At 36.6% G+C, this 21,961-nt stretch carries 20 protein-coding genes; 19 read left to right on the top strand and 1 reads right to left on the bottom strand.

The window, feature by feature from the left end; genetic code table 11:
• Positions 1-66: 66 nt before the first annotated feature.
• The 19 genes from F7O84_RS12865 (at position 67) to F7O84_RS12775 (ending at position 20,505) form a co-directional block, all read left to right on the top strand.
• Positions 67-1,011, top strand: a complete 945-nt coding sequence (locus F7O84_RS12865; RefSeq protein WP_151145845.1) for a flavodoxin family protein — start codon at positions 67-69, stop codon at positions 1,009-1,011.
• 124 nt (positions 1,012-1,135) lie between these two features.
• Positions 1,136-2,617 carry an FAD-dependent oxidoreductase gene (locus F7O84_RS12860; protein WP_151145841.1) on the top strand — a complete coding sequence of 494 codons (1,482 nt, stop codon included), beginning with the start codon at positions 1,136-1,138 and terminating at the stop codon, positions 2,615-2,617.
• 79 nt (positions 2,618-2,696) lie between these two features.
• Entirely contained in the window at positions 2,697-4,787 is a 2,091-nt protein-coding gene (locus F7O84_RS12855; RefSeq protein ID WP_151145839.1) for an FAD-dependent oxidoreductase, read from the top strand.
• A gap of 13 nt (positions 4,788-4,800) precedes the next feature.
• A complete protein-coding gene (locus tag F7O84_RS12850) occupies positions 4,801-5,883 on the top strand; it encodes an NADH-ubiquinone oxidoreductase-F iron-sulfur binding region domain-containing protein (protein ID WP_151145837.1) in 1,083 nt (360 codons plus the stop codon).
• A gap of 50 nt (positions 5,884-5,933) precedes the next feature.
• Positions 5,934-6,617 carry a Crp/Fnr family transcriptional regulator gene (locus tag F7O84_RS12845; protein WP_151145835.1) on the top strand — a complete coding sequence of 228 codons (684 nt, stop codon included), beginning with the start codon at positions 5,934-5,936 and terminating at the stop codon, positions 6,615-6,617.
• Positions 6,618-6,728: 111 nt separating this feature from the next.
• Positions 6,729-7,268 (top strand): flavin reductase family protein, encoded by a 540-nt coding sequence (locus F7O84_RS12840; RefSeq protein WP_151145833.1) that lies wholly within the window; start codon positions 6,729-6,731, stop codon positions 7,266-7,268.
• Between the two features lie 160 nt (positions 7,269-7,428).
• Positions 7,429-9,021, top strand: coding sequence for a nitrite/sulfite reductase (locus tag F7O84_RS12835; protein WP_151145831.1), 1,593 nt, complete (start codon positions 7,429-7,431; stop codon positions 9,019-9,021).
• Positions 9,022-9,140: 119 nt separating this feature from the next.
• Complete coding sequence (rhaD, locus tag F7O84_RS12830) at positions 9,141-9,971, top strand: rhamnulose-1-phosphate aldolase (RefSeq protein WP_151145829.1); 831 nt, start codon at positions 9,141-9,143, stop codon at positions 9,969-9,971.
• Positions 9,972-10,130: 159 nt separating this feature from the next.
• The gene (gene gloA2 / locus F7O84_RS12825; protein WP_151145827.1) at positions 10,131-10,511 is read left to right on the top strand and encodes an SMU1112c/YaeR family gloxylase I-like metalloprotein; all 381 of its coding nucleotides are present in this window, start codon (positions 10,131-10,133) and stop codon (positions 10,509-10,511) included.
• A gap of 337 nt (positions 10,512-10,848) precedes the next feature.
• On the top strand, positions 10,849-11,952 hold the full coding sequence (locus F7O84_RS12820; protein ID WP_151145825.1) for an iron-siderophore ABC transporter substrate-binding protein: 1,104 nt from the start codon (positions 10,849-10,851) through the stop codon (positions 11,950-11,952).
• Positions 11,949-12,947: a FecCD family ABC transporter permease gene (locus F7O84_RS12815; protein ID WP_151145822.1), complete on the top strand. Its 999-nt coding sequence runs from the start codon at positions 11,949-11,951 to the stop codon at positions 12,945-12,947. Before F7O84_RS12820 ends, F7O84_RS12815 begins: the two co-directional genes overlap by 4 nt.
• Complete coding sequence (locus F7O84_RS12810; protein ID WP_151145820.1) at positions 12,944-13,978, top strand: FecCD family ABC transporter permease; 1,035 nt, start codon at positions 12,944-12,946, stop codon at positions 13,976-13,978. Before F7O84_RS12815 ends, F7O84_RS12810 begins: the two co-directional genes overlap by 4 nt.
• Positions 13,975-14,778, top strand: a complete 804-nt coding sequence (locus F7O84_RS12805; RefSeq protein WP_151145818.1) for an ABC transporter ATP-binding protein — start codon at positions 13,975-13,977, stop codon at positions 14,776-14,778. Before F7O84_RS12810 ends, F7O84_RS12805 begins: the two co-directional genes overlap by 4 nt.
• 206 nt (positions 14,779-14,984) lie before the next feature.
• Positions 14,985-15,455, top strand: coding sequence for a YbaK/EbsC family protein (locus F7O84_RS12800; protein ID WP_151145815.1), 471 nt, complete (start codon positions 14,985-14,987; stop codon positions 15,453-15,455).
• Positions 15,456-15,616: 161 nt separating this feature from the next.
• Positions 15,617-16,057, top strand: coding sequence for a LytTR family DNA-binding domain-containing protein (locus F7O84_RS12795; protein ID WP_151145812.1), 441 nt, complete (start codon positions 15,617-15,619; stop codon positions 16,055-16,057).
• Positions 16,058-16,552 carry a hypothetical protein gene (locus tag F7O84_RS12790; RefSeq protein ID WP_151145810.1) on the top strand — a complete coding sequence of 165 codons (495 nt, stop codon included), beginning with the start codon at positions 16,058-16,060 and terminating at the stop codon, positions 16,550-16,552.
• Positions 16,542-17,429, top strand: coding sequence for an ABC transporter ATP-binding protein (locus tag F7O84_RS12785; protein ID WP_151145808.1), 888 nt, complete (start codon positions 16,542-16,544; stop codon positions 17,427-17,429). Before F7O84_RS12790 ends, F7O84_RS12785 begins: the two co-directional genes overlap by 11 nt.
• On the top strand, positions 17,398-18,096 hold the full coding sequence (locus tag F7O84_RS12780; protein ID WP_151145805.1) for an ABC transporter permease: 699 nt from the start codon (positions 17,398-17,400) through the stop codon (positions 18,094-18,096). Before F7O84_RS12785 ends, F7O84_RS12780 begins: the two co-directional genes overlap by 32 nt.
• 342 nt (positions 18,097-18,438) lie before the next feature.
• Positions 18,439-20,505, top strand: a complete 2,067-nt coding sequence (locus tag F7O84_RS12775) for a methyl-accepting chemotaxis protein (protein ID WP_151145803.1) — start codon at positions 18,439-18,441, stop codon at positions 20,503-20,505.
• Positions 20,506-20,602: 97 nt separating this feature from the next.
• Here the strand turns inward: F7O84_RS12775 and F7O84_RS12770 are convergent, their stop codons facing one another.
• A complete protein-coding gene (locus F7O84_RS12770) occupies positions 20,603-21,901 on the bottom strand; it encodes an Nramp family divalent metal transporter (protein WP_151145800.1) in 1,299 nt (432 codons plus the stop codon).
• Between the last annotated feature and the right edge of the window lie 60 nt (positions 21,902-21,961).

Genomic DNA, 21,961 nt, shown 5'->3' with positions numbered 1-21,961 from the left:
TTTTTCATAAATTGTTCTTTCGACTATTGTACTAAATTTAAGGGAAAAAGAAAAGGAGAAAATGGTATGTCAGTAAAAGTAATGGGAATAAGCGCAGGGCGTGCAAACAGTAATAGTGAGATTTTATTAAAAGAGGCTCTTTTGGTCTGTCAGGAATCAGGAGCAGATGTGACCATGATTAATTTAAGAGATTACAATATCTTAGATTGTACTGGTTGTACCGCTTGTACGATTGGAATGTCACAGGGAAAGAACGTTGGGTGTGTACTGGATAAAAAAGATGATAAGAAAAAAATTATGGAAGTTATGTTAGATTGCGATGCGGTCATATTTTCTTCTCCGACATATGATTTGATGTCATGTTCCACGTTTGCTAAGTTCGCACAAAGAAGTTTAAGCTATGAGACAGCATTTTTAGAGACAATCAAAGCAATTGAACACAAGGATAGAGTAAGCGCACTCATCGCGGTTGGGGGCTCTACTAGATCATGGCAGTCAATGGCATTGGAATCTATGCAGGCTGCTATGTTTACAACAGATATGCAAGTAATTGATATGTATTTGGCTACAAGAGTACCAGCACCAGCACAATGTTTGCTTCATGATGAGATGCTTGAAAGAGCACGAAAAGTTGGGAAAAATATCATGACGGCAGTAAAAACGGCTCCTAAGGATAGAAAGTGGCTGGGTGATGAGGATATGGGGTGGTGTCCAAATTGTCATTCCAATGCGTTAGTTCTTGGTGAAGTTCAGTGGGATGGGCTTTACTTTCCAGTGGAATGTCAAGTTTGTGGAGCTGGTGGAAACTTGGAACAAACTCAAGATAAAAAATGGAAATTTGTAATTCAAGAAGATGGATTATGCCGAGATCGTACGACGGTAGAAGGAAGAGCAAAGCATTTGGAAGAGATTGCACATACACAAGGAGGCTTTTTTCAGAATCCAGTAAACCGTGAGATAGTAAATGAGAAGCTTGTAAAATATAAAAATATTCAATTTAAGTCAATTTAAATAATTAATAACTTTTGGTTATAACTGACACAGCTTTTTGATATTGGACGCGTAGAGCATAGAATCGTATAATCATACATAGAAGGACGTTAATAATTTAACGAATTAAATGGAGGTATTTCAAATGAAAAATCTATCAACAGATGTTATTGTGGTAGCGGCTGGTCTTTCTGGACTTGCAGCAAGTATAGCAGCAGCAGAAAATGGGGCTCAAGTTATTTGTTTTGAGAAGTCAAACACAACAGGTGGAGCTGCAAACATGGGTATGGGGCCATTGGGAGTTGGTTCTCCAATTCAAAAAGAGCATATGGTTTCGTTGACGCCAGGAGAGGCATTTCGAAAACACATGTACTATACGCATTATAGAGTAGATGCACGCATGGTTCGCGATTATTACTTTAAATCAGGAGATACCATTGAGTGGTTGATGGACATGGGAGTAGAATTTATGGGGGTACAAAGAGCTTTTAGTGCACCAGAGGCAACTAGAGCGTATTCAGATGGTGAATTTACTTGGCATGTAGTAAAGCCAGAAGGTGGTGGAGCACCAGGACCTCGATGTGCAACTGCTATGACTAAGAAAATGACGGAGAAAGCAAGAGAGCTTGGAGTAGAATTTTTAATGGAAACTCCAGTAACTAAGTTAATTGTTGAGAATAATGCAGTAGTGGGTGTGCTTGCTAAAGATAAAGACGGAGAAGAAATTGAAGCCAGAGCAAAAGTGGTTATTCTTGCAACGGGTGGCTTTGGAGATAATCCAAAGATGATTCAAGAACAAACGGGATATGAGTTTGGGAAAACTATTTTTAATTTTGCAATCCCTGGAATGAAGGGTGATGGAATTAATATGGCATGGGAAGCAGGAGCAGGGCGTACTGAGTGTACCATGGAATTGATGTACCAGCTTCCAGATAATATGAATCACTTTATATTAGATGGTGCATTTCGCCAGCCTTGTCTTTGGGTAAACCGAAACGGACAGCGTTTCATGCCTGAAGATCAGATTGCAAATACTACATTTACAGGAAATGCAATTACCGCACAACCAGGTTGTGTTGCTTATTCCATTTTTGATAGTAAGTTATTGAAAAAATATAAGAAAAAAGGTTCTGATATTATATCACATGTGCATCCACATGACCTTTTTGACCATTTTGATGAACAATGGGAAAAGGATATAAAGGATGGGTATGAACCAATTTGTCAGGCAGATACCATTGAAGAATTGGCAGAAAAAGCAGGAATTGATGTAGAGGGATTGGTAAAGCAAATAGAAGAATACAATGATATGTGCGATGCTGGATTTGATGAAATTTTTGAAAAAGACAGAGCGTACATGCAGCCAATTGAAAAAGGTCCATTTTATTGCTGTAGACAAAATGTAGGAGCGTATGGTTCTTTGGGAGGCGTGTTAATTAATCACAAAACGCAGGTGCTTAATGATGAGGCAAAAGTGATACCTGGACTTTACTGTGTTGGAACGGACGCTTGTAACATTTTTGGAGATAGCTATCCTTTTATCCTATCTGGAAATACAATGGGATTTTGTCTAAACAGTGGAAGAATTGCTGGTGAGAATGCGGCAGAAGAGGCAGTAGAATTTTAATTTAGGAATAAAGATAGGGCTGTAATGAACAGTAAAATAAGGTTCATTACAGTCCTTCCCTAACCATATGGAGGAACGAATGAAGATTACGATAGATCAAAAAGAAGTGGAAGCAATAGAAGGTATGTCGGTTCTTGATGCAGCACTCAATGCGGGAATGTATATTCCACATCTGTGTAAGCATCCAGACTTAGAAGCAGTGGGAGGATGTCGTCTTTGCTGTGTGGAAATTGAGGGAATAGAACAAGCAGTTCCTTCCTGTAAAACAATGGCGAAAGAAGGAATGGTTGTTACCATCAATGGAGACAAAGCGAATCAAACAAGAAAAACTGCAATGGAGTTAATTCTTGCCACACATCCAGCCGATTGTACGGGATGCCCCAAATATGGAAAGTGCGAATTACAGTCTTTGTACCAATATATGGGAGTGAGTCCGCAGCGTTGGAAAAAGAAAACAAGAACGGTAGCAACGGATGAGAGCAATCCATTAATTATGCACTTATTTACAAGATGTATACGCTGCGGTCGTTGTGTACGTGCCTGTAGAGAGTTACGAGGCGTTAAGGTATTGGATTTTCAAAAGACAAAAGATGGAGTGCGGATTGGAACAGATGGAAATGTATCATTAAAGGAGGCAGGATGTAAGTTTTGCGGTGCTTGCATTGAAGTATGCCCAACAGGCTCCATTATGGACGCGCTAGGAATGATGAAAGAAGAAATGTCCTACGCAGAAAATTTGGTTCCTTGTAAAACCGCCTGTCCAGCTCACACAGATATACCAAGATACTTAAGATATATTAAGGATGAAAATTATGAAAAAGCAACTGCAGTCATTCGAGAAAAACTACCTTTTCCAGAGACTCTTGGGTGTATCTGCAATCACATTTGTGAAGATGCTTGTAAGAGAAATGAACTTGGAAAGCCCCTATCTATTTGTAAGTTAAAAAGGGCGGCGGCTACAAATCACTCACAAGACTGGAAGGAAAAAAGAAACATAGAAGCGCCAACTGGGAAAAAAGTTGCCATTGTGGGAGCTGGACCAGCTGGTTTAACAGCTGCCTATTATTTGGCAAAAAAAGGACATGAAGTAACGATTCTAGAGGAAAATGAAAAAGCTGGAGGGCAATGTCGGTATGGAATCCCGTCGTACCGTTTACCAGATGAAGTACTAGATCGTGAGATTGACGATATATTAGAAGTCGGCATTAAACTATTGACCAATACCAGTGTCAAAGTACCAAAGGACTTACTTTTACAAGGCTATGACAGTGTATTATTATCGACTGGGACACATGAAGGTAGCATACTTACGATAGAAGGCAGTGAACTAGAAGGTGTTATGGTGAATGCGACCTTCTTAAAAAATGCACGTATGAATCAGGAGCAAAATCTTGGTGAAAAGGTCATGGTACTTGGTGGTGGAAATGTAGCCTATGATTGCGCAAGAACAGCTCTACGTCTGGGAGCAAAAGAGGTGCACATTGCCTGCCTAGAAAACGAACAAACGATGACGGCGACTCAAGATGAAATGGAAGAAGGAAAAGAAGAAGGAGTCATTTTACATTCTGCACATTCCTTCCTTCGTATTACAGGTGAAAAAAAGGTAGAGGGTGTTGAGCTTCAACAAGTTGATAAATTCTATTTTGATGAAAATAAAAAAGCAGTCATTGAATTGGTAGAAGGTACGAAGGAAATTGTACCAGTGGATACGGTTATCTTTGCCGTTGGACAAAGACCAAAAGGAACAAAAGAGTTTGGTGTGGAATTAACGCATGGACCTTATATTAAGGTCGATAACTGTCTTCAAACAAACGTCACAGGAGTTTTTGCGGCTGGAGATGTTGTGACTGGAACCAAATCGGTAATCGCAGCCATTGCAGCAGGAAGACAAGCGGCAGAGGAGATGGATCTCTACCTTGGAGGAAACGGCGATATTAGTGAGGAATTATTAGATAAGGAAACGCCTAACCCATTGATTGGACGACAGGAAGGATTTGGAGAGTTAAAACGCTTATATCCTGAATTATTGGAAGCAAAGGAAAGAGTCAAAAGCTTTGCGACAGTAGAAAAACCATTTACCTGCTTGGAGTCTTCCTGTGAAGCTAGTCGTTGTCTACAATGTGATTTACGATTAAATCTGTCAAGACCAAAACTTTGGAATGAATATTAGGAGGAGAGAAAAGATGAAGGAAATATTAGTTTGTAACGCAGTGCCAATTTATGAAGAAGCTCCCGTTTCTCTCTTACTTTTAAAAGAAAAGCAAGAACAAATCTTATCCTTACTACAAGAAAATGAAAAAGAAACGTGTTACTTGATTGTTCCTAATAGTCTGTCAGATATTAAAGTATCATCTAAAGTTACTTTAATTAGAGCAAAGCAAGACTTTGGGTTTACATACGGCAATCATTCTGCACTTTTAAAAGTAGTAGAGGGAGAAAAAGCCATACCATATGAGGCAAATGAATTAGAGAAAGCAAAACAAGTTGTATCTGTTGAAGAACTACTTGGGGAACAAACGAAGAAAGTCTTTATTACAGGAAATGCAAACATAAGTGGAGTTTTCGAGTTTACAAAACAAATAACTCCAAGAAAAATTCTAGATGCATGCAAGAGCAAAGAAAAGTTTAAAGGGATGTATTTTGGTCATCCAATGGGACTGTTAATAGATGAGAGTAAATTGGATGAGGAAATTCTTTTGACAACCGATTATATTGAGATTTTAGACGAAACCAATTGCGTATTGCATTTTCTGTTAAAAACAGCAGAGCGTTTTAGTCGTGAAAGCTGTGGAAGATGTGTATTTGGACATGAGGGTATTACACAGATTTGTATGATTCTAACGGATATCACGTTGAAAAAAGGAAAACAAGCAGACCTTGATTTACTAATTGAGCTTTGTGATAGAATGAAAGAACAGTCTTTATGCGAAATAGGTGTAACAATTGCAAAGGTAGTAAGTAGAGCCATTTCTTATTTTCGAAATGAGATTGAGGAACATATTACAAAGAAAAGTTGCAAGGCTGGAGTTTGTGCAAAGTATGTGACATTTCATATATTACCAGATTTATGTACGGGCTGTATGGAATGTGCAGATGAGTGCGAAGAGGATGCAATTCTTGGAAAGAAAAAATTCATTCATGTAATTGAACAAGAAGAGTGTAGCCAGTGTGGTGTATGCCTTGACGCATGTGACGAGCACGCAATTGTAAAAGCAGGTGCAGTAAAGCCAAGATGCCCTAAAAAGCCAATTCCTTGTAAAAAATAAATAATGTAAAGATTATTACACCTGTGCTATACTTTTAACAGGTGATGAAAATGCAAGAAAATATTAAGGACTACCTAAATACGTATAAAGAGGTGGAGTTATTTCAGGGGATCGAAAAAAAACAAATTATTTCTATGTTAGAGTGCTTTCGCGCTTATATAAAAAAATATCAAAAAAATGAATTTATGATTCTATTTGAAGAACATGTAGACTGCATAGGAGTTGTTTTAGAAGGTAATGTTTTAATGATTAAAGAGGATCTTTTTGGGAATAAAACAACACTAGTAAATGTAAAACCAAAAGAATTGTTTGGAGAGACATTTGCGTGTGGACAAATGATTCAATCAACGGTATCATTCGTGGCTGGAGCAGATACCAAGGTATTATATTTGCCTTATCAAAAAGTGCTACATTCTTGTAAGGAGGAATGTGAGGTTCATTATCGTCTGATTGAGAATCTGGTATCGTTAATAGCTAAGAAGAACATACAATTAATGCAGAAAATTGAAGTGATATCAAAAAAGACATTAAGAGAAAAAATAGTAGCTTTTTTAGTGATTCAAGGAGAGAAAAAGAAAAGTCAATATTTTTCAATCGATATGGGAAGAATCAAGATGGCCGAATTTTTATGTGCAGACAGAAGTGCATTAACTAGAGAGTTAAAACAAATGAAACAAGAAGGGCTGATTGATTATGATAAGGATATGTTTCGAATTTTGAAGCCATTAAACTAAGAAAAGAATACTAGGTATGTTGCATACGCAACATTCCTGCTATTCTTTTTTTGCTTTAATTGAAAAGAAATGATAAAACAGATAATCAATTAAGAAAGGGTATTTATTGTTATGGAAAAAATAAGAGTAAATTATGAAAAAATGTATTATGGATTCCCAGTCATCCTAATCAGTTATTATGATGAAAATGGAAATGCAAATGTCACTACGTTATCCTCCTCCTATACATTAAAAGATATGGTAGCACTAGGGTTTAGTAGTAAAGGGTATGCAATTAAACAGATAAAAGAGGTGTCGGATTTTGTAATTAACATACCAGATCAAACGTTATTAAATGAAATTGAATTTTGTGGCAAAAACACAGGTGAAACCTGTAAGAAGTTTGAACATTTGAATCTAACCACTGTTGCATCGGAAGTAGTAAATGCACCTATAATAAAAGAGTGTCCTGTTTCACTTGAGTGTACACTTACAGATGTATTAGAAAGTAAAAACTACACAGGTATCACAAATATTTTGGCAGTTATCAAAGGTAGATTAATAGCAAATGAATATTTAAATGAAGAAGGAAGACTAAAGATATCTGCGTTTGATTCACTTTTATATTTTAACGATGGTGTAAGTCGTGACTTTAGATATTTAAATAAATAAGGCTGATAAGTTCATACTCATAGAATGAATTGCTCTTGTTATCAGAAATTATTACTTGTTCCTTGAAAAAGGTATATGTTATACTGGTGGAAAAGAATGGTAGGATTCTTGTATATTGATAGAGTAACAATAGAAAATAAAAAAGGAATGAGGAGATATCATGTCTTACAAAGCAATATGGTCTGATAATGATAAGTTAAATGAAGTGGAATATATCAAGCTTGAAAAAGATGGTTTGGATGTCATTCAAACCATTATCGATAAATATTCAAAAGAAGGGTATTCTTCCATTACACCTGATGATATGAATCGTTTTAAATGGGCAGGAGTGTATGAGCAAAAGCCTAGAGATGGATATTTTATGATGAGGGTTCGTATTAATTCTGGAATCATTACAAAGCAGCAGCTTAAGGTTTTAGCAGGAATTGCAAAGGATTTTGGACGTGGAGTTGCCAATATTACAACCAGAGGTGCAATTCAATTTCACTGGATTCAAGTTGAAAATATTCCAAGTATATTTGAAAGACTTGCTTCTTGTTCCTTAAGTAGCGTTGAAGCATGTGGTGATTGCCCAAGAACCATTGTAGGAAACCCTATCACAGGAGTAGACAAAGAGGAACTATTAGATACCACTTCTTTGGTACACCAAGTGAATGAATTTTTTGTGCTGAATAAAGATTTTTCGAATCTACCAAGGAAATTTAAAATATCAATTTCTTCTAGCATACACAATGCAGGGCATGCTCAAATCAATGATTTGGCATTTACACCAGCAACAAAAGAAATAGATGGAAAAAGAACAATTGGATTTCATGTATGGGTAGGCGGAGGCTTATCGGCAGCTCCAATGCTAGCACAAAAGCTTGACTTATTCGTGAAACCAGAAGAAGTATTATCAGTTGCGAGGGCAGCATGTACCATATTTAGAGATTACGGATATCGAGAAAAAAGAACCCATGCAAGGCTTAAATTCTTAATAAAAGACTGGGGCGCTCAAAAATTTCAGAATAAATTATTAGAATATGTTGACGTAATAAATGAACGTGGTGAAGATGAAATGGTTGATTGGAATGCATCTTATTACCATGGGGTGCATGCTCAAAAGCAAGGTAAGAAAAATTACATTGGGCTAAATGTTCCATTTGGCGAAGTAACAGCAGATGAACTGTTTGCGCTTGCTAATATCAGTGAAGAATATGGCGATGGTAGCATAAGAACCACGTTAACCCAAAATCTTATCCTTACTGGGATAGATGATTCAAATCTTTCACAAGTGCTAGAACACGAGGTTTTTAAACGTTTGTCACCTCATCCAGACTCCTTTCTTGGCCATACGGTTGCTTGTACTGGTAAGGAATTTTGTAATTTGGCGATTGTGGAAACAAAGAATCGAGCACGAGAGATAATAACCTACTTAAATGATAAAATAAAGTTAGAAACTCCTATCAGAATTCACATAACAGGTTGCCCAAATTCATGTGGACAAAAGCAAATAGCAGATATCAGCTTGCAAGGAGCAAAGATTAAGACAGACGAAGGTCTTGTAGATGCGTTTACTATGTGGATTGGTGGTACGCTATATGGTGATGGAAAATTCGCAGAAAACTTGGATTGTCGTATAAAAGCAAGTGAAGTTCATTTAGCGATTGAAAGACTGATACTTTTTTACCTTGATAATCGAAACGAAGAGGAACTATTTCATCAATTTGTAAGTCGGGTGGGATTGGAATCTATAAAACAATGTATAAAATAAAATTTTGTGCAATTAATCTTTAAAAAGTACTAATTTGCTATAGAAATCAGTACTTTTACACCTTCCTTTTATCTTGTTTTATGTGATAAAATAAAAGAAAGAGAAAGGAGGCAGATCGTATGAGAATTCTAGAATCAAAATTCGTAAAAGGATTTATTAAGATGGCAGATGATGGATATCAACTAGGATGGCATGAACGAAACGGAGGAAACTTAAGTTATCGTTTAAAACCAGATGAGGTGCAATCCATACAGCCTAGGTTGAACTGCCCAGGTGAATGGTTAGAGATTGGTGCAGAGGTTCCAGGACTTGCTGGAGAATATTTTTTAGTAACTGGAAGTGGAAAGTATTTTAGAAATATTATTGTTGATCCTGAGGCATGTATTGCCATCATTGAAATAGATGAAAAGGGTGTTAACTATAGAATTAGATGGGGATTGGTAGAAGGAGGTACACCAACAAGTGAACTTCCGACTCACTTAATGAACCATGAAGTAAAAAAGAGAGTGACAAATGGTGAACATCGCGTAATTTATCATGCACATACAACAAATATCATTGCATTGACATTTGTATTACCTCTAAATGATGAAGTATTTACAAGAGAGCTTTGGGAAATGGCGACCGAATGCCCAGTAGTATTTCCAGGAGGCGTAGGTGTTATTGGATGGATGGTACCAGGAGGCAGAGCAATTGCGATTAAAACAGCCCAGTTAATGGAGAAGTATGATGTTGCTATCTGGGCACATCATGGTATGTTTTGCTCTGGCGCAGACTTTGATCTTACCTTTGGTCTTATGCACACAGTTGAAAAATCAGCAGAAATTTTAGTGAAAATGTTATCCATGTCTCCACATAAATTACAAACCATTCAGCCACAGAATTTCAGAGACTTAGCAAAGGACTTTAAAGTATCATTACCAGAACAGTTCTTATATGAGAAGGAATAAATAATCTGTATTGATTGTAATCAATAAAACAGGAGTCTAAATGAGTTTGCTTCATCTTTAAACATTGCATTTTTAAGTAGGTTTAAAGTGGGAGGAATCTTCAAAAGATTCCTGTTTTTTTGAGAAAGTATCATAATGAGAGGGAGAGGAGGCATTATTATGAATCTAAAAAAAATACATCACGTTGCCATTATTGTGTCAGACTACGAGAAATCAAAACATTTTTATGTTGACTTACTTGGATTTCGCGTAATCAGAGAAACATATAGAAAAGAAAGAAATGACTATAAGCTAGATTTAGAACTAGAGGGCTGTGAACTAGAACTCTTTTCTGGTAACAACAACCCCAAAAGACCAAGTTATCCAGAAGCTTACGGACTTCGCCATTTAGCCTTTTATGTGGAAGATATAAACGAAACAGTGAAGGAATTGAATGCACTTGGAATTGAGACAGAACCAATCCGTTTGGACGAAGTTACAAATAAGAAAATGACTTTTTTCTTTGACCCAGATGGACTTCCCTTAGAATTACATGAGTAAGGGATTAAGACAAGATTGTATTCGCTAATTCAGTTGGTGTCTCAATGCAACCCTTCGCACACCAGTAACTTAGAAGACTCCACAAGCCACCAGCTGAATAAGCTAATTTGCAAGAAAAGATTTGTTCATTTATTTTAGTATCAGACTTTTTAATTCAATGAGAATTAGCCGATGTATGCGAGAGTGAAGTGAAATTCACTATTTGAATAAATTGTATAGTTTTGGTTGACAAGTTTAAAAGTAACAAGTATAATAGCCATGGTTAGAGAGTTCTAACTAGGGCTATTTTTATATAACTACTGTAAGTGCCCACTTGCTGTTCGGAAGGAGAATTATTATGAAATTAAGAAAATTTGGTTCAGGCCTATTAACATTACTGGTAGCAACAAGTATGCTAGCCGCATGCGGTAATAATACAACAACAAGCTCAACACAACAAGAGGAAACTAGTAAAGCTGATACAAAGGAAGCAGATGAAGAAGCATCGAAAGAGATGAAGGAGTCTAGTGATGAGAGTGCTACAGCAGTATCTTATCCAATTACTATCACTCATGCTTTTGGTGAGACAATCATCAATGAAAAGCCAGAAAATATAGTAACGATTTCTTGGGGGAACCAAGATGTTGCATTAGCGCTTGGGGTTGTACCTGTAGGGGTTTCAGAAGCAAACTATGGAGTAGCAGAAGGAGAGAAACTATTACCATGGACAAAAGAGGCTTTTGATAAATTAGGAGAACAAAATCCAGTTCTTTTTGCAGATTCAGATGGACTAGACTTTGAGGCAATAAGTGATGCACAACCAGATGTTATTTTAGCAGCTTATTCTGGTGTTACACAGGAAGAATATGATTTATTAAGTCAAATTGCTCCAGTTGTTGCTTATCCAACGGTAGCATGGCAGACTTATTGGCGTGATCAGATTATTCTTGATGCTACTGGTATGGGTATGAAAACAGAAGGTGAAGAGTTGGTAGCAGAGCTTGAAGCGTTAATTGCTGAAAAAGTAACAGCCTACCCACAGATTGCAGGTAAAAGTGCGGCATTCTTTTATTTTAGTCCAACGGATCTTGGAAAATTCTATGTGTATCTTCCAACGGACCCACGAGCTGCTTACCTAGAAGATCTTGGAATGGTAGTTCCAGAAAGTGTAAAAGCAATGATGGAAGGTGCAGGAAGCTTTGCGCTAGAACTAAGTGCGGAAAATGCGGATGTATTAAAAGATGTAGATATTATAGTTGCCTACGGAAACGAAGAGTTATTAAAAGCGATGCAGGCAGATGAATTAATCGGAAGTATTCCAGCAGTACAAAGAGGTTCTGTTGCTTTAATCGAAGATAACTCAGCATTAGCAGCAGCAGCGACACCAAGTGCACTTTCAATCCCTGCAACCATTGATGAATTCTTAAGTATATATAAAGAGGCGGCAGATAAAGTACAATGAGAAAGAAGCAAATAGTAACATTACTTGGTATTAGTGCTTTAGGATTACTCCTTTGTGTGATTGCATCTTTAGCATTTGGATCAAGGAATATTGGAATCAATAGCGTACTACATACACTATTTAGTGGTGATCGAACTTCCTTTGAGGCAAAAGTTGTTTATGAACGTATTCCACGAACTGTATTTAGTATCATAGCAGGAGCTTCACTAGGAGTTTCAGGAGCACTGATGCAGGCGATTACAAGAAACCCTGTTGCCGACCCCAGTATACTTGGGGTCAATACAGGGGCTTCTTTATTTGTCGTAAGTGGAATTGCTTTTTTTAACATTAGTACTGCAAAAGAATATATTTGGTTTGCTTTGTTGGGAGCAGCGCTTACGGCTTTCTTTGTATATCGCATTGGTTCTATGGGATCAGGAGGAGCAACTCCGATTAAACTTGCATTAGCAGGTACAGCAACAAGTGCCGCTTTAACGTCTATTGTAAGTGCAATCGTACTCCCACGATCACAGGCAATGCAAGATTTTCGCTTTTGGCAGGTTGGAAGTGTGAGCGGTGCTACTTGGAAGGGGATTTTACTTGTAATTCCATTCATTATCGTTGGTATTTTACTCGCTCTTTTAACGTCATCTGCGCTAAATGCTATGGCACTTGGAGATGATGTGGCTACTGGATTAGGTGTAAGAACTGGCTTAATTCGCTTGGTAGGAGCTTTTGCAGGTGTTTTGCTTTGTGGTGCAGTTACTGCAATAGCAGGTCCCATTGGATTTGTGGGGCTGATGATTCCACATACGGTAAGACTTATTTGTGGAGCTGATATGAGACTTATAATTCCAATGTCTGCTGTGGGTGGAGCCGTACTATTAACTTTATCGGATGTTTTTGGTAGACTTCTTGGAGCACCTGGAGAGTTAGAAGCTGGTATTGTTACGGCCTTTTTAGGAGCGCCAGTACTAGTATTTATCGCAATGAGAGTAAAGGTACGTTCACTATGATAACAGAGAAAATAAATGATGTAGAATTAGGATTTGTAAAAAGAAAATATAGGTTTTTATTCGTTTCCATGTGTCTTGCGCTTATAGCATTAATTCTTGCTGGAATGATTCTTTATCTGGGAAATACCAAATATCCTTTATCTATTATTCTTAGAGTATTAGCTGGAGAAGAAATAAAGGGTGCTACCTTTGCAATTATGACCTTAAGACTACCGAGAATGCTTGCAGGACTTTTAGCTGGTATGGCCTTTGGTATGGCGGGATGTACCTTTCAGACGATGCTTCGCAATCCACTTGCAAGCCCTGATATTATTGGGATTACATCTGGTTCTAGTGTTGCAGCTGTGTTTTGTATTCTGGTATTTCAAGTAAGCGGTAGTGCTGTATCAATTGCAGCTGTAATCAGTGGTCTTTTAGTATCTTCTCTTATCTATATACTAAGCAGAGGCGGTAGCTTTTCAGGAGGAAGATTAATCCTGATAGGCATTGGACTACAGGCAATGTTAAATGCAGTGATTTCTTATTTGCTTCTAAGAGCAAATCATTACGATGTACCAGCAGCACTTAGATGGCTAAATGGTAGTCTAAATGGAATTCAGATGAAATCAATACCAGCACTTTGCTTTACTGTTTTGTTCTTTGGTGGTTTGCTAGTTCTACTAGGAAGAAAGTTAAAAATTCTTGAATTAGGAGAACATTCTGCTATTACACTGGGATTAAGAACGGATCGAACAAGAATATTACTGGTTTTATGCGCGGTATTTCTAATTGCGGTAGCCACTGCAGTAACTGGCCCGATTTCGTTTGTTGCTTTCTTAGCAGGTCCAATTGCTGGTTGGCTTGCGGGGAAAGGAATTGCTACCATTCTTCCAGCGGGTCTAACTGGTTCTGTATTGGTTCTTTTGGCAGATATCATAGGACAATATGCCTTTGATACGAATTTCCCTGTAGGAATCATAACAGGAATACTTGGAGCACCCTATCTTCTTTACTTATTGATACGTATGAATAAAACTGGAGGAGCAGCATGAATCAAAGATCTAATTTTGGTGCCAGTAATCTGGTCGCAGGATATGATAATAAAATCATTGTAAATAATATGGATGTTTCCATTCCACAAAACAAAATCAGTGTAATAATTGGTGCAAATGCATGTGGGAAATCAACACTATTAAAGACATTAGCAAGATTAATTAAGCCAGTCTCTGGTGAAGTGATATTAGATGGTAAGAAAATCAGAGAGATTGCACCCAAACAACTTGCAAAAGAATTGGGGCTTTTACCCCAATCACCAGTAGTACCAGAAGGCATTACAGTCTCTGATTTGGTATCAAGAGGACGCTTTCCTTATCAAAGCTTTTTAAAGGGAATGGATAAAAAAGATTATGAAGCAGTGGAAGAAGCACTTTCCATTATGGGAATCACAGAGCTTGCGAATCGTAGTGTAGATGAACTATCAGGGGGTCAAAGGCAAAGAGTTTGGATTGCAATGGCATTAGCACAACAAACGGATATCTTGCTATTAGATGAGCCAACTACTTACCTTGACATTACATATCAAGTTGAAATACTTGATTTACTAACTGATTTGAATCGAAAAAGAGGAACCACCATTGTCATGGTTCTTCATGATATTAATTTATCTGCCCGCTACGCAGATTATATTTTTGCAGTAAAAAAGGGAAATTTAATTTCACAAGGAGAGCCTTATGAGGTTATTACAGAAAGTTTGATGCACGAGGTTTTTGGATTGTCATGTAAAGTAATTGAAGATCCAGTATCAGGATCTCCTTTTATTGTGCCAAAAGGAAGACATCATGTTTACAAATAACATAAAAGGAAATTAATGAAGATGAATTTTAGATAGGAGTTTCTTTCTTGTTAAAAGAAGAAGCTCCTATGCTTATATAGGTTAGAGTAGTTTTGAAAACTTGTAATTTTGTCAGAGAATGTTATAATGTTTGGAAAGTTATGTTGAAAGTACTAAGAGTAACAGGTACTTATACAAAGAAATAAATTGGAGGTTATTTGGTTATTATGGCAATTGAAAGAGTAAGAGAATATTTAAAAAAATACAAGATAGAGGATAGAATACAAGAATTTGATGTTTCTAGTGCAACGGTAGAACTAGCAGCAAAGGCACTTGGATGTAACCCAGAAAGGATTGCTAAGACCTTATCCTTTCAGGTGGATGGACAAGCAATATTGATTGTAGCAGCAGGAGATGCAAAGGTAGATAATGCAAAATATAAAGCACAATTTAGTGCAAAAGCAAAGATGCTAACTGCAGATGAGGTAGAAGAAAAAATCGGTCACAAAGTAGGTGGCGTATGTCCTTTTGGTGTAAATGAAGGTGTAACCATATATCTTGACGAATCATTAAAGCGATTTGAAACGGTCTTTCCAGCTTGTGGAAGCAGTAACAGTGCGATTGAACTTACGATACAAGAGCTTGAGGACTACTCAGGCTATACATCCTGGATTGATGTATGCAAAGGATGGGAGTAAAAAGGAAAGCCAGATACCTAATTATAAGGGATCTGGCTTTCCTTTTTTATATAATCTATTTGGCAACTTAGGTACGATATATGGCAACAAGCGATATGTTACTTGTGGCATAAGCAATCCTTTGCTATAGTTTAGATATAGAAAACAGAAAGGGTGAGAATGTGAAAATTACGATAAAGACAGCATCTGAGGCCACAGATACTGAAGTATCGATTACCTGTAAACATTTAACGCCAGAAATAGAAAAAATGATAGCAATGCTACGTATGCTTGATATGCAATTAACGGGAATCAAGGAAGGCGAAACGTATTTGCTTGATGTATCAAAAGTACTTTATATTGATACGGTTGATAAAAAAGTATTCATATATACAAAAGATAGTGTATATGAGACATATCTGCACCTGTATGAATTAGAGGAACAGCTTTCTAAGGTGGATTTTTTTCGAGCTAACAAATCTTGTATCATTAATTTTAAGCAAATTATATCCTTGAAGGCAGAAATCGATCGAAAGCTTCGGGCGACTATGAGCAATGGAGAACAGTTAATGATATCAAGGCAGTACGCAGACTATATCAAAGAAAGACTGGGGGTTAAGTAAATGGAAAGAAGAAAAACGCTCCTTGACTTTATGGGGCATGTATTAATTATTTATGGATTTACCATGGTATGCATGTTGTGCTTTGCAATTTTATTTGGAGAAAGTGCAAAAGAATACTCCTCTTTTTTGGCTCTTGGAAGTAAGGGAGTTACGAGTGAAGTTATGGCACAACTTTTATTTTTAGTAGTCATTATAGAAGTCCTACAAGCAACAATAGGAAATGAGAATATCATTAAATTTATACCTGTTAAATTAAAAAGTATTTGCATGGTGCTATTCGTTTTTATTACAGTAATATTGTTTATTATTAAGTTCCAATGGTTTCCAATTGGTATGTGGCAGCCGTGGGCGATGTTTATTTTGTGTTTTTTAATATGTTTTGGCATGAGCACCTATTTATCGATTATTAAAACAAAAATGGAAAATCAAAAGCTTTCCGAAGGGCTGGAACGTCTAAAAAGGCAGTGGAAGGAGGAAGAACAAAATGAATCATAATTTACAGATTCATACAAAAGATATTACCATGCATTTTCAAAACACCAAGGTATTAGATAACATCAACCTAAGCATTGCAAAAGGTGAGATTTTTGGACTTTTGGGTCCTTCTGGGGCAGGAAAAACTACCTTAATAAAAATACTAACGGGACAGTTAAAGCCAACAAGTGGAGTTGTTTCACTATTTGGTAAAGAAAAGGAACGTATTGAGCAAGAGTGTATGAGTCAAATAGGTATGGTACTTGATAATACAGGATTGTACGAACGTCTTACCTGCTATGACAATTTGCTTTTATTTGCTCGAATTTATGGAATTGATAAATCCGAAATAAATATCGTTCTTCAAAAAGTAGGGTTAGACGACGCGGCAAAAAAATGCGTCAATAAACTTTCTAAAGGAATGAAACAACGTTTGGTATTTGCAAGAGCCCTCATGCATAAGCCCAAAATTTTATTTCTGGATGAACCAACAAGTGGGCTTGATCCTGTCATAGCCTCATCCCTTCATTCTCTTGTTATGGAGGAAAAGAATAAAGGCACAACCGTATTTCTTACCACTCATAATATGGAGGAGGCAACAAAGCTATGCGATAATGTAGCACTTCTTAATAAGGGTGAAATTATAGAGCTTGGAAATCCATACGAGCTATGCAGACGATACAACCACCAGAATAAACTTATCATTTTAACAAAGTCAGGTGAACAAATCGAATTAATGAATCAGGCATCTTCGGCGATGCGAGTAGCAGACTTTTTAAGTAACAATGAGATTGAAAGCATTCATTCCACAGAACCCAATTTGGAAACTGTTTTTATGGAGCTTACAGGAAGGGGGCTTGATACAGATGAACATGAAAAAAGTAGCCGCTATTTTTAGGAAGCAGCTAAAAGATACCTTAAAAAATAAAGAAGTTTTGATACAGTTTATCATGTTTCCCGTGATAGCCACAATTATGCAAAACTCGATTCGTATTGAGGATATGCCAAGAAACTATTTTGTTATCCTTTTTGCAACGATGTATATTGGAATGTCACCTTTAACGAGTACGGCCTCCATTCTAGCAGAGGAAAAAGAAAAGAATACACTACGAGTGCTTCTTATGTCAAATGTAAAGGCAAGTGAATATTTACTTGGGGTAGGCTCTTATATCTTTTTGATTTGTATGCTAGGAAGTGTAATTTTTGCAGTAGTTGGACAATATAGAGGGATTGAGTTTGTTTTATTTCTTAGTATTATGGCACTTGGAATTTTGATTTCGATTCTAATCGGCGCTGGAATTGGAACCTTAAGTAAGAATCAGATGTCCGCAACGTCTGTGACTGTAATTGTTATGCTGATTTTTTCCTTTCTACCAATGATTGCTATGTTTAATGAAGGAGTTGCTAAAGTATCAAGGTTTACATTTTCGCAGCAGCTAAATGATTGGCTAAAGGGAATTGGAACAATTTCAATTCACGTGGATACCATTGGAATATTGTTACTTAATATGATAGTTGCACTTTTAATCTTTGTGCTTGGTTATCGAAGATGTAAGTTGGCATAGAATACTGTGTATAAAAGCAGATTGGTAACGCAATGAAAATAAGAATCATTGTAGTACCAATCTGCTTTTATGACCAAAAAACGATCAATAAATTTGGTAGAAAATACTATATATGGACATATAGAAATTTGTCAATTTATGAGATATAATAATATTTACCAATTAATAGTGCTTATGAATACAAGCTGTCAAAAATTAGTAGTGTGTAAAAAATGGAGGTCGCTTGGGAAAAAATGTATAACTAGATAAGAAAAGACAAAATTTAAAGAGGGATAACTACAATAAAATATAGGGGGAAGCGAAGTATTCAAAAAACTATCTGAAAAGAAAGGAATTAATTTTATGAGAAAAAGACTTGCTGGAATAAAGGGAAAGATATTAATTTCTACAATGATTGTACTTTTGATAACTATGTTTTCTTTGAGCAGTATTGTAATTTATATTTTTAATACAAAATCCTATGAAGATTATTATAGCAATTCCACGGAACAAATGAAGATTGTATCTCAAGCAATTAATATTTTTTACGAGCAAATAGATAAGAATATTGATATGTTGGCTACAAATCCAGTAATTATGCAGGCTGACAGTAGTATCACTACATACAAGAATACTACCCAGGAAACATCAATGAATCCTTCTAAAAATGAAGGAATAGAACAAGAAATCTATAAGGTTTTTGAGCAATATGCAACTAGTCACGAAGGTACTAGCTATGTATACTTAGGAACGAAAGATGGTGGATATATACAATGGCCTGAAGAGACTACAATGGCAGGGTTTGATCCAACCAAAAGACCTTGGTTTAATCAGGCATTAGAGGAGAAAGGCAGCATCATAAGGACAGAACCGTATGAGTACAAATCACAGTTGCTTACAAGCAATGCACGTACCATTACAGATAAAAACGGTAATATCATAGGTGCACTTGGAATCGATGTTCAACAGGCTGAAATTAGTAGTATGCTTAGTGGTATGAAAACTGGTGAAACAGGTTATTCCATGATTATACATAATAACGGTCTAATTATGGCAGACGGCAGTAATGCGAACAATAACTTTAAAAAAATCGATGAGATTGAAATCGAAGGATTGAATAAACTTCTTGGTGAAGAATTAACCCCTTTTACCGTTACGGTTAACAATGCTAAATATATTGTAAATCCGTATAAAGTTGAAGGAACGGAGTGGATTTTAGCTTCGTTTATGTCAAAATACGAACTAGAGTCTGGGGCAAGAAAGATAATAAGCAGTGTTGCAGTTTCAACAGTTGTTATATTATTCGTTGCTTCTCTTATTTTAAGCTATGTTGCAGGAAGCATAACCAAACCGATAATAGCAGTGACAAAGAAAGTTCAAGAATTTGCAAAGTTGGATTTTTCAGCAGAAGCTAATTCTGATGTAGAAAAATATATCAATGGAAAAGACGAAATTGGTGATATGGTGCGAGCGCTCAAGGTCATGAGGGATAATGTAGCTAATTTTATTTTTAATACATCACAAGCCGCAGAACAAGTAGCAGCTTCATCAGAAGAGTTAACAGCTACCTCCTTACAAGCATCAACCGCATCAGAAGAAATAGCAACAACCATTGAAGAGATTGCAAAGGGAGCTGGAGACCAGGCAAAAGACACCGAAATGACTGCTATTAATGTAGAGGAAATGGGCAAATTATTGGAACAAGATTTTCAGTACCTAGAGGAATTGAATTCTGCTACTGTTCAGATTGAAAAACAAAAAGAAGAAGGTTTCTCTATTATTGAAGATTTGATCAATAATACGAAGAAAAATAATGATGCTTCAAATAATGTCTATCAAATTATTCTAAGCAATAACGAGAGCGCAGAAAAAATTGATAATGCAAGCTCAATGATACAAGGAATAGCAGATCAGACAAATCTCTTATCCTTAAATGCTGCAATTGAAGCTGCAAGAGCAGGTGATGTTGGTAAAGGCTTTGCAGTAGTTGCAGATGAAATACGAAAGTTAGCTGACCAATCGAATGAATTTACAAAAGACATTAAAAAAGTAATCAGTGAATTAAAAGAAAACTCGCAAAATGCTGTTGCGATAATGCAAGAATCAAAGCAGATTGTAAATGAACAAACACAAAGCGTAGAAGCAACCGAAGAAAAATTTGAAGGTATTGCAGAGGCTATAGACATAATTAAAAGCAAAATAGATACACTAAATCATTCTTCAAAGCTAATGACGAGTAATAAAAGTAAAGTAATAGAACTGACTCAAAATTTAGCTGCAATTTCTGAAGAAAATGCGGCGGGTACCCAGGAAGCCTCCGCTGCTATGGAAGAACAAGCAGCCACGATTGAAGAAATTGCAAGATCAGGAGAAGGTTTGGCTACAATAGCAGAAGAATTAAGAAGTTTAATTGAGAAATTTAAGATTTAAATAAAAGGGGATGTTCACGTAGGTTCTGAAGGGAAAACGAAAGTGAACATCCCCTTTTTTAGCTAGAAATGATAGGTCTATTTCATTGTATTATCTTTTATAATACCTTTGATATTGTGTTATACAAAGAGACAGAAGTCAAAATAACGCAGAATATGTAGCAAATTATCATGCAGGCCTGTAATACACGAGGTTGTTTTAGCCCTTGATTTACATCTTTTCTGCAAATCATACGACAAATAAAAAATCCTGCAATTGGGGTGGATACACCAGTAAGTACGTTTGCAATAAAAATTAATTGAGTTGGAGAACCACCGTATATAAAGCAGATTGGTGCTGCAATGAGAATAACAATCAATGCTCCCCACTTGATACTCTTATGTTCCAGTGAAGTAGGACGATTAAATCCTGCATTTAAGAGTACGACCGCTCTTTGTGTGTTTCCTAGTAACGAAGAAAAACCAGCTGCTAAAAGTGCAATTCCCATGATTGGTCTGGCTGCTACACCAAGAGTAGGAGCTAACATTTCGGCCAATTGTGCTGGTGCTGTGATAGTGGTTCCTGTAGGATTTAGCACAATTGCACCAACAACCATAATTGCTATAGAGATTAAGATTACGCCAAGTATGTGGACAATGGCATCTGTAAGCATAACTCCATTAAGCATATCTTCTTTTTTCCATTGTTTTTCTTTTCCAAGATAAGTACCATATACTCCCGTTGTTACAGATGCATGCGTACTCATAAATCCCAATGCGGAAACGACACTTCCTGCTGGAAATGTCCAGTGAACAAATCCCTTTCCAAGTTCAGCTACATTTGGTCCACCAGTACCAAATAAAGTAAAGTAGAAGGCAATAATCATTCCTAGGATACATAACGTAATTCCCTTTTCGACCTTGTTATATACACCTTTTGAAAAATAACAATAGGTCAGGATTGCAATCATAATCAATGCTCCGATTTTCCAATCCACATTAAAAATTAAACTTGCTCCAGCACCGCTACCCGATATATTACCAAGGGTAAAGAAAAAGCAGGATATAAATGTTGCTAAGCTTACAAACCGCGCTGCAAATTTGCCATAGTAATGTTCGATTGCATGTATGGTTGGCATACCAGTTAACAAGGTAATTCGGTAGGTAGTCATCATATAAACGATTCCCATAAACATAATTGGCAGATAAAGCCAGATTAATTGATATCCATATTTAGCCCCCAACATAGCTGCAGTCGTAACGGCACCTGGGCCAATTACTACACCAGTGAGAATTAATCCAGGTCCTACACGCTTTAGAAGCTGTCCTATAGGGAGCTTCTTTACTTTACTTTCGTCAAATGATTCCTCATCAAAAGTTTCCTGGGCAATTGCTTTAGCATTTTCTAAATTAGACATGTATGCATAATCCTCCTTAAGATTTAATGGTTTTACATAACTGTGCACGTACGTAAACTT

Origin of the sequence: Candidatus Galacturonatibacter soehngenii (assembly GCF_008830185.1) — a bacterium.
Lineage (GTDB): Bacteria > Bacillota > Clostridia > Lachnospirales > Lachnospiraceae > Lachnotalea > Lachnotalea soehngenii.
This window is presented reverse-complemented; position numbering and strand designations above follow the sequence as displayed.

Excerpts from the sequence above, each read along its gene's own strand:
- rhaD (WP_151145829.1), top strand. The coding sequence starts at position 9,141 with ATGAGAATTCTAGAATCAAAATTCGTAAAAGGATTTATTAAGATGGCA.
- F7O84_RS12820 (WP_151145825.1), top strand. The coding sequence starts at position 10,849 with ATGAAATTAAGAAAATTTGGTTCAGGCCTATTAACATTACTGGTAGCA.
- F7O84_RS12865 (WP_151145845.1), top strand. The coding sequence starts at position 67 with ATGTCAGTAAAAGTAATGGGAATAAGCGCAGGGCGTGCAAACAGTAAT.
- F7O84_RS12800 (WP_151145815.1), top strand. The coding sequence starts at position 14,985 with ATGGCAATTGAAAGAGTAAGAGAATATTTAAAAAAATACAAGATAGAG.
- F7O84_RS12785 (WP_151145808.1), top strand. The coding sequence starts at position 16,542 with ATGAATCATAATTTACAGATTCATACAAAAGATATTACCATGCATTTT.
- F7O84_RS12775 (WP_151145803.1), top strand. The coding sequence starts at position 18,439 with ATGAGAAAAAGACTTGCTGGAATAAAGGGAAAGATATTAATTTCTACA.
- F7O84_RS12810 (WP_151145820.1), top strand. The coding sequence starts at position 12,944 with ATGATAACAGAGAAAATAAATGATGTAGAATTAGGATTTGTAAAAAGA.
- F7O84_RS12855 (WP_151145839.1), top strand. The coding sequence starts at position 2,697 with ATGAAGATTACGATAGATCAAAAAGAAGTGGAAGCAATAGAAGGTATG.
- F7O84_RS12815 (WP_151145822.1), top strand. The coding sequence starts at position 11,949 with ATGAGAAAGAAGCAAATAGTAACATTACTTGGTATTAGTGCTTTAGGA.
- F7O84_RS12845 (WP_151145835.1), top strand. The coding sequence starts at position 5,934 with ATGCAAGAAAATATTAAGGACTACCTAAATACGTATAAAGAGGTGGAG.
- F7O84_RS12780 (WP_151145805.1), top strand. The coding sequence starts at position 17,398 with ATGAACATGAAAAAAGTAGCCGCTATTTTTAGGAAGCAGCTAAAAGAT.
- F7O84_RS12860 (WP_151145841.1), top strand. The coding sequence starts at position 1,136 with ATGAAAAATCTATCAACAGATGTTATTGTGGTAGCGGCTGGTCTTTCT.
- F7O84_RS12835 (WP_151145831.1), top strand. The coding sequence starts at position 7,429 with ATGTCTTACAAAGCAATATGGTCTGATAATGATAAGTTAAATGAAGTG.
- F7O84_RS12850 (WP_151145837.1), top strand. The coding sequence starts at position 4,801 with ATGAAGGAAATATTAGTTTGTAACGCAGTGCCAATTTATGAAGAAGCT.
- F7O84_RS12840 (WP_151145833.1), top strand. The coding sequence starts at position 6,729 with ATGGAAAAAATAAGAGTAAATTATGAAAAAATGTATTATGGATTCCCA.
- F7O84_RS12770 (WP_151145800.1), bottom strand. The coding sequence starts at position 21,901 with ATGTCTAATTTAGAAAATGCTAAAGCAATTGCCCAGGAAACTTTTGAT.
- F7O84_RS12805 (WP_151145818.1), top strand. The coding sequence starts at position 13,975 with ATGAATCAAAGATCTAATTTTGGTGCCAGTAATCTGGTCGCAGGATAT.
- F7O84_RS12790 (WP_151145810.1), top strand. The coding sequence starts at position 16,058 with ATGGAAAGAAGAAAAACGCTCCTTGACTTTATGGGGCATGTATTAATT.
- gloA2 (WP_151145827.1), top strand. The coding sequence starts at position 10,131 with ATGAATCTAAAAAAAATACATCACGTTGCCATTATTGTGTCAGACTAC.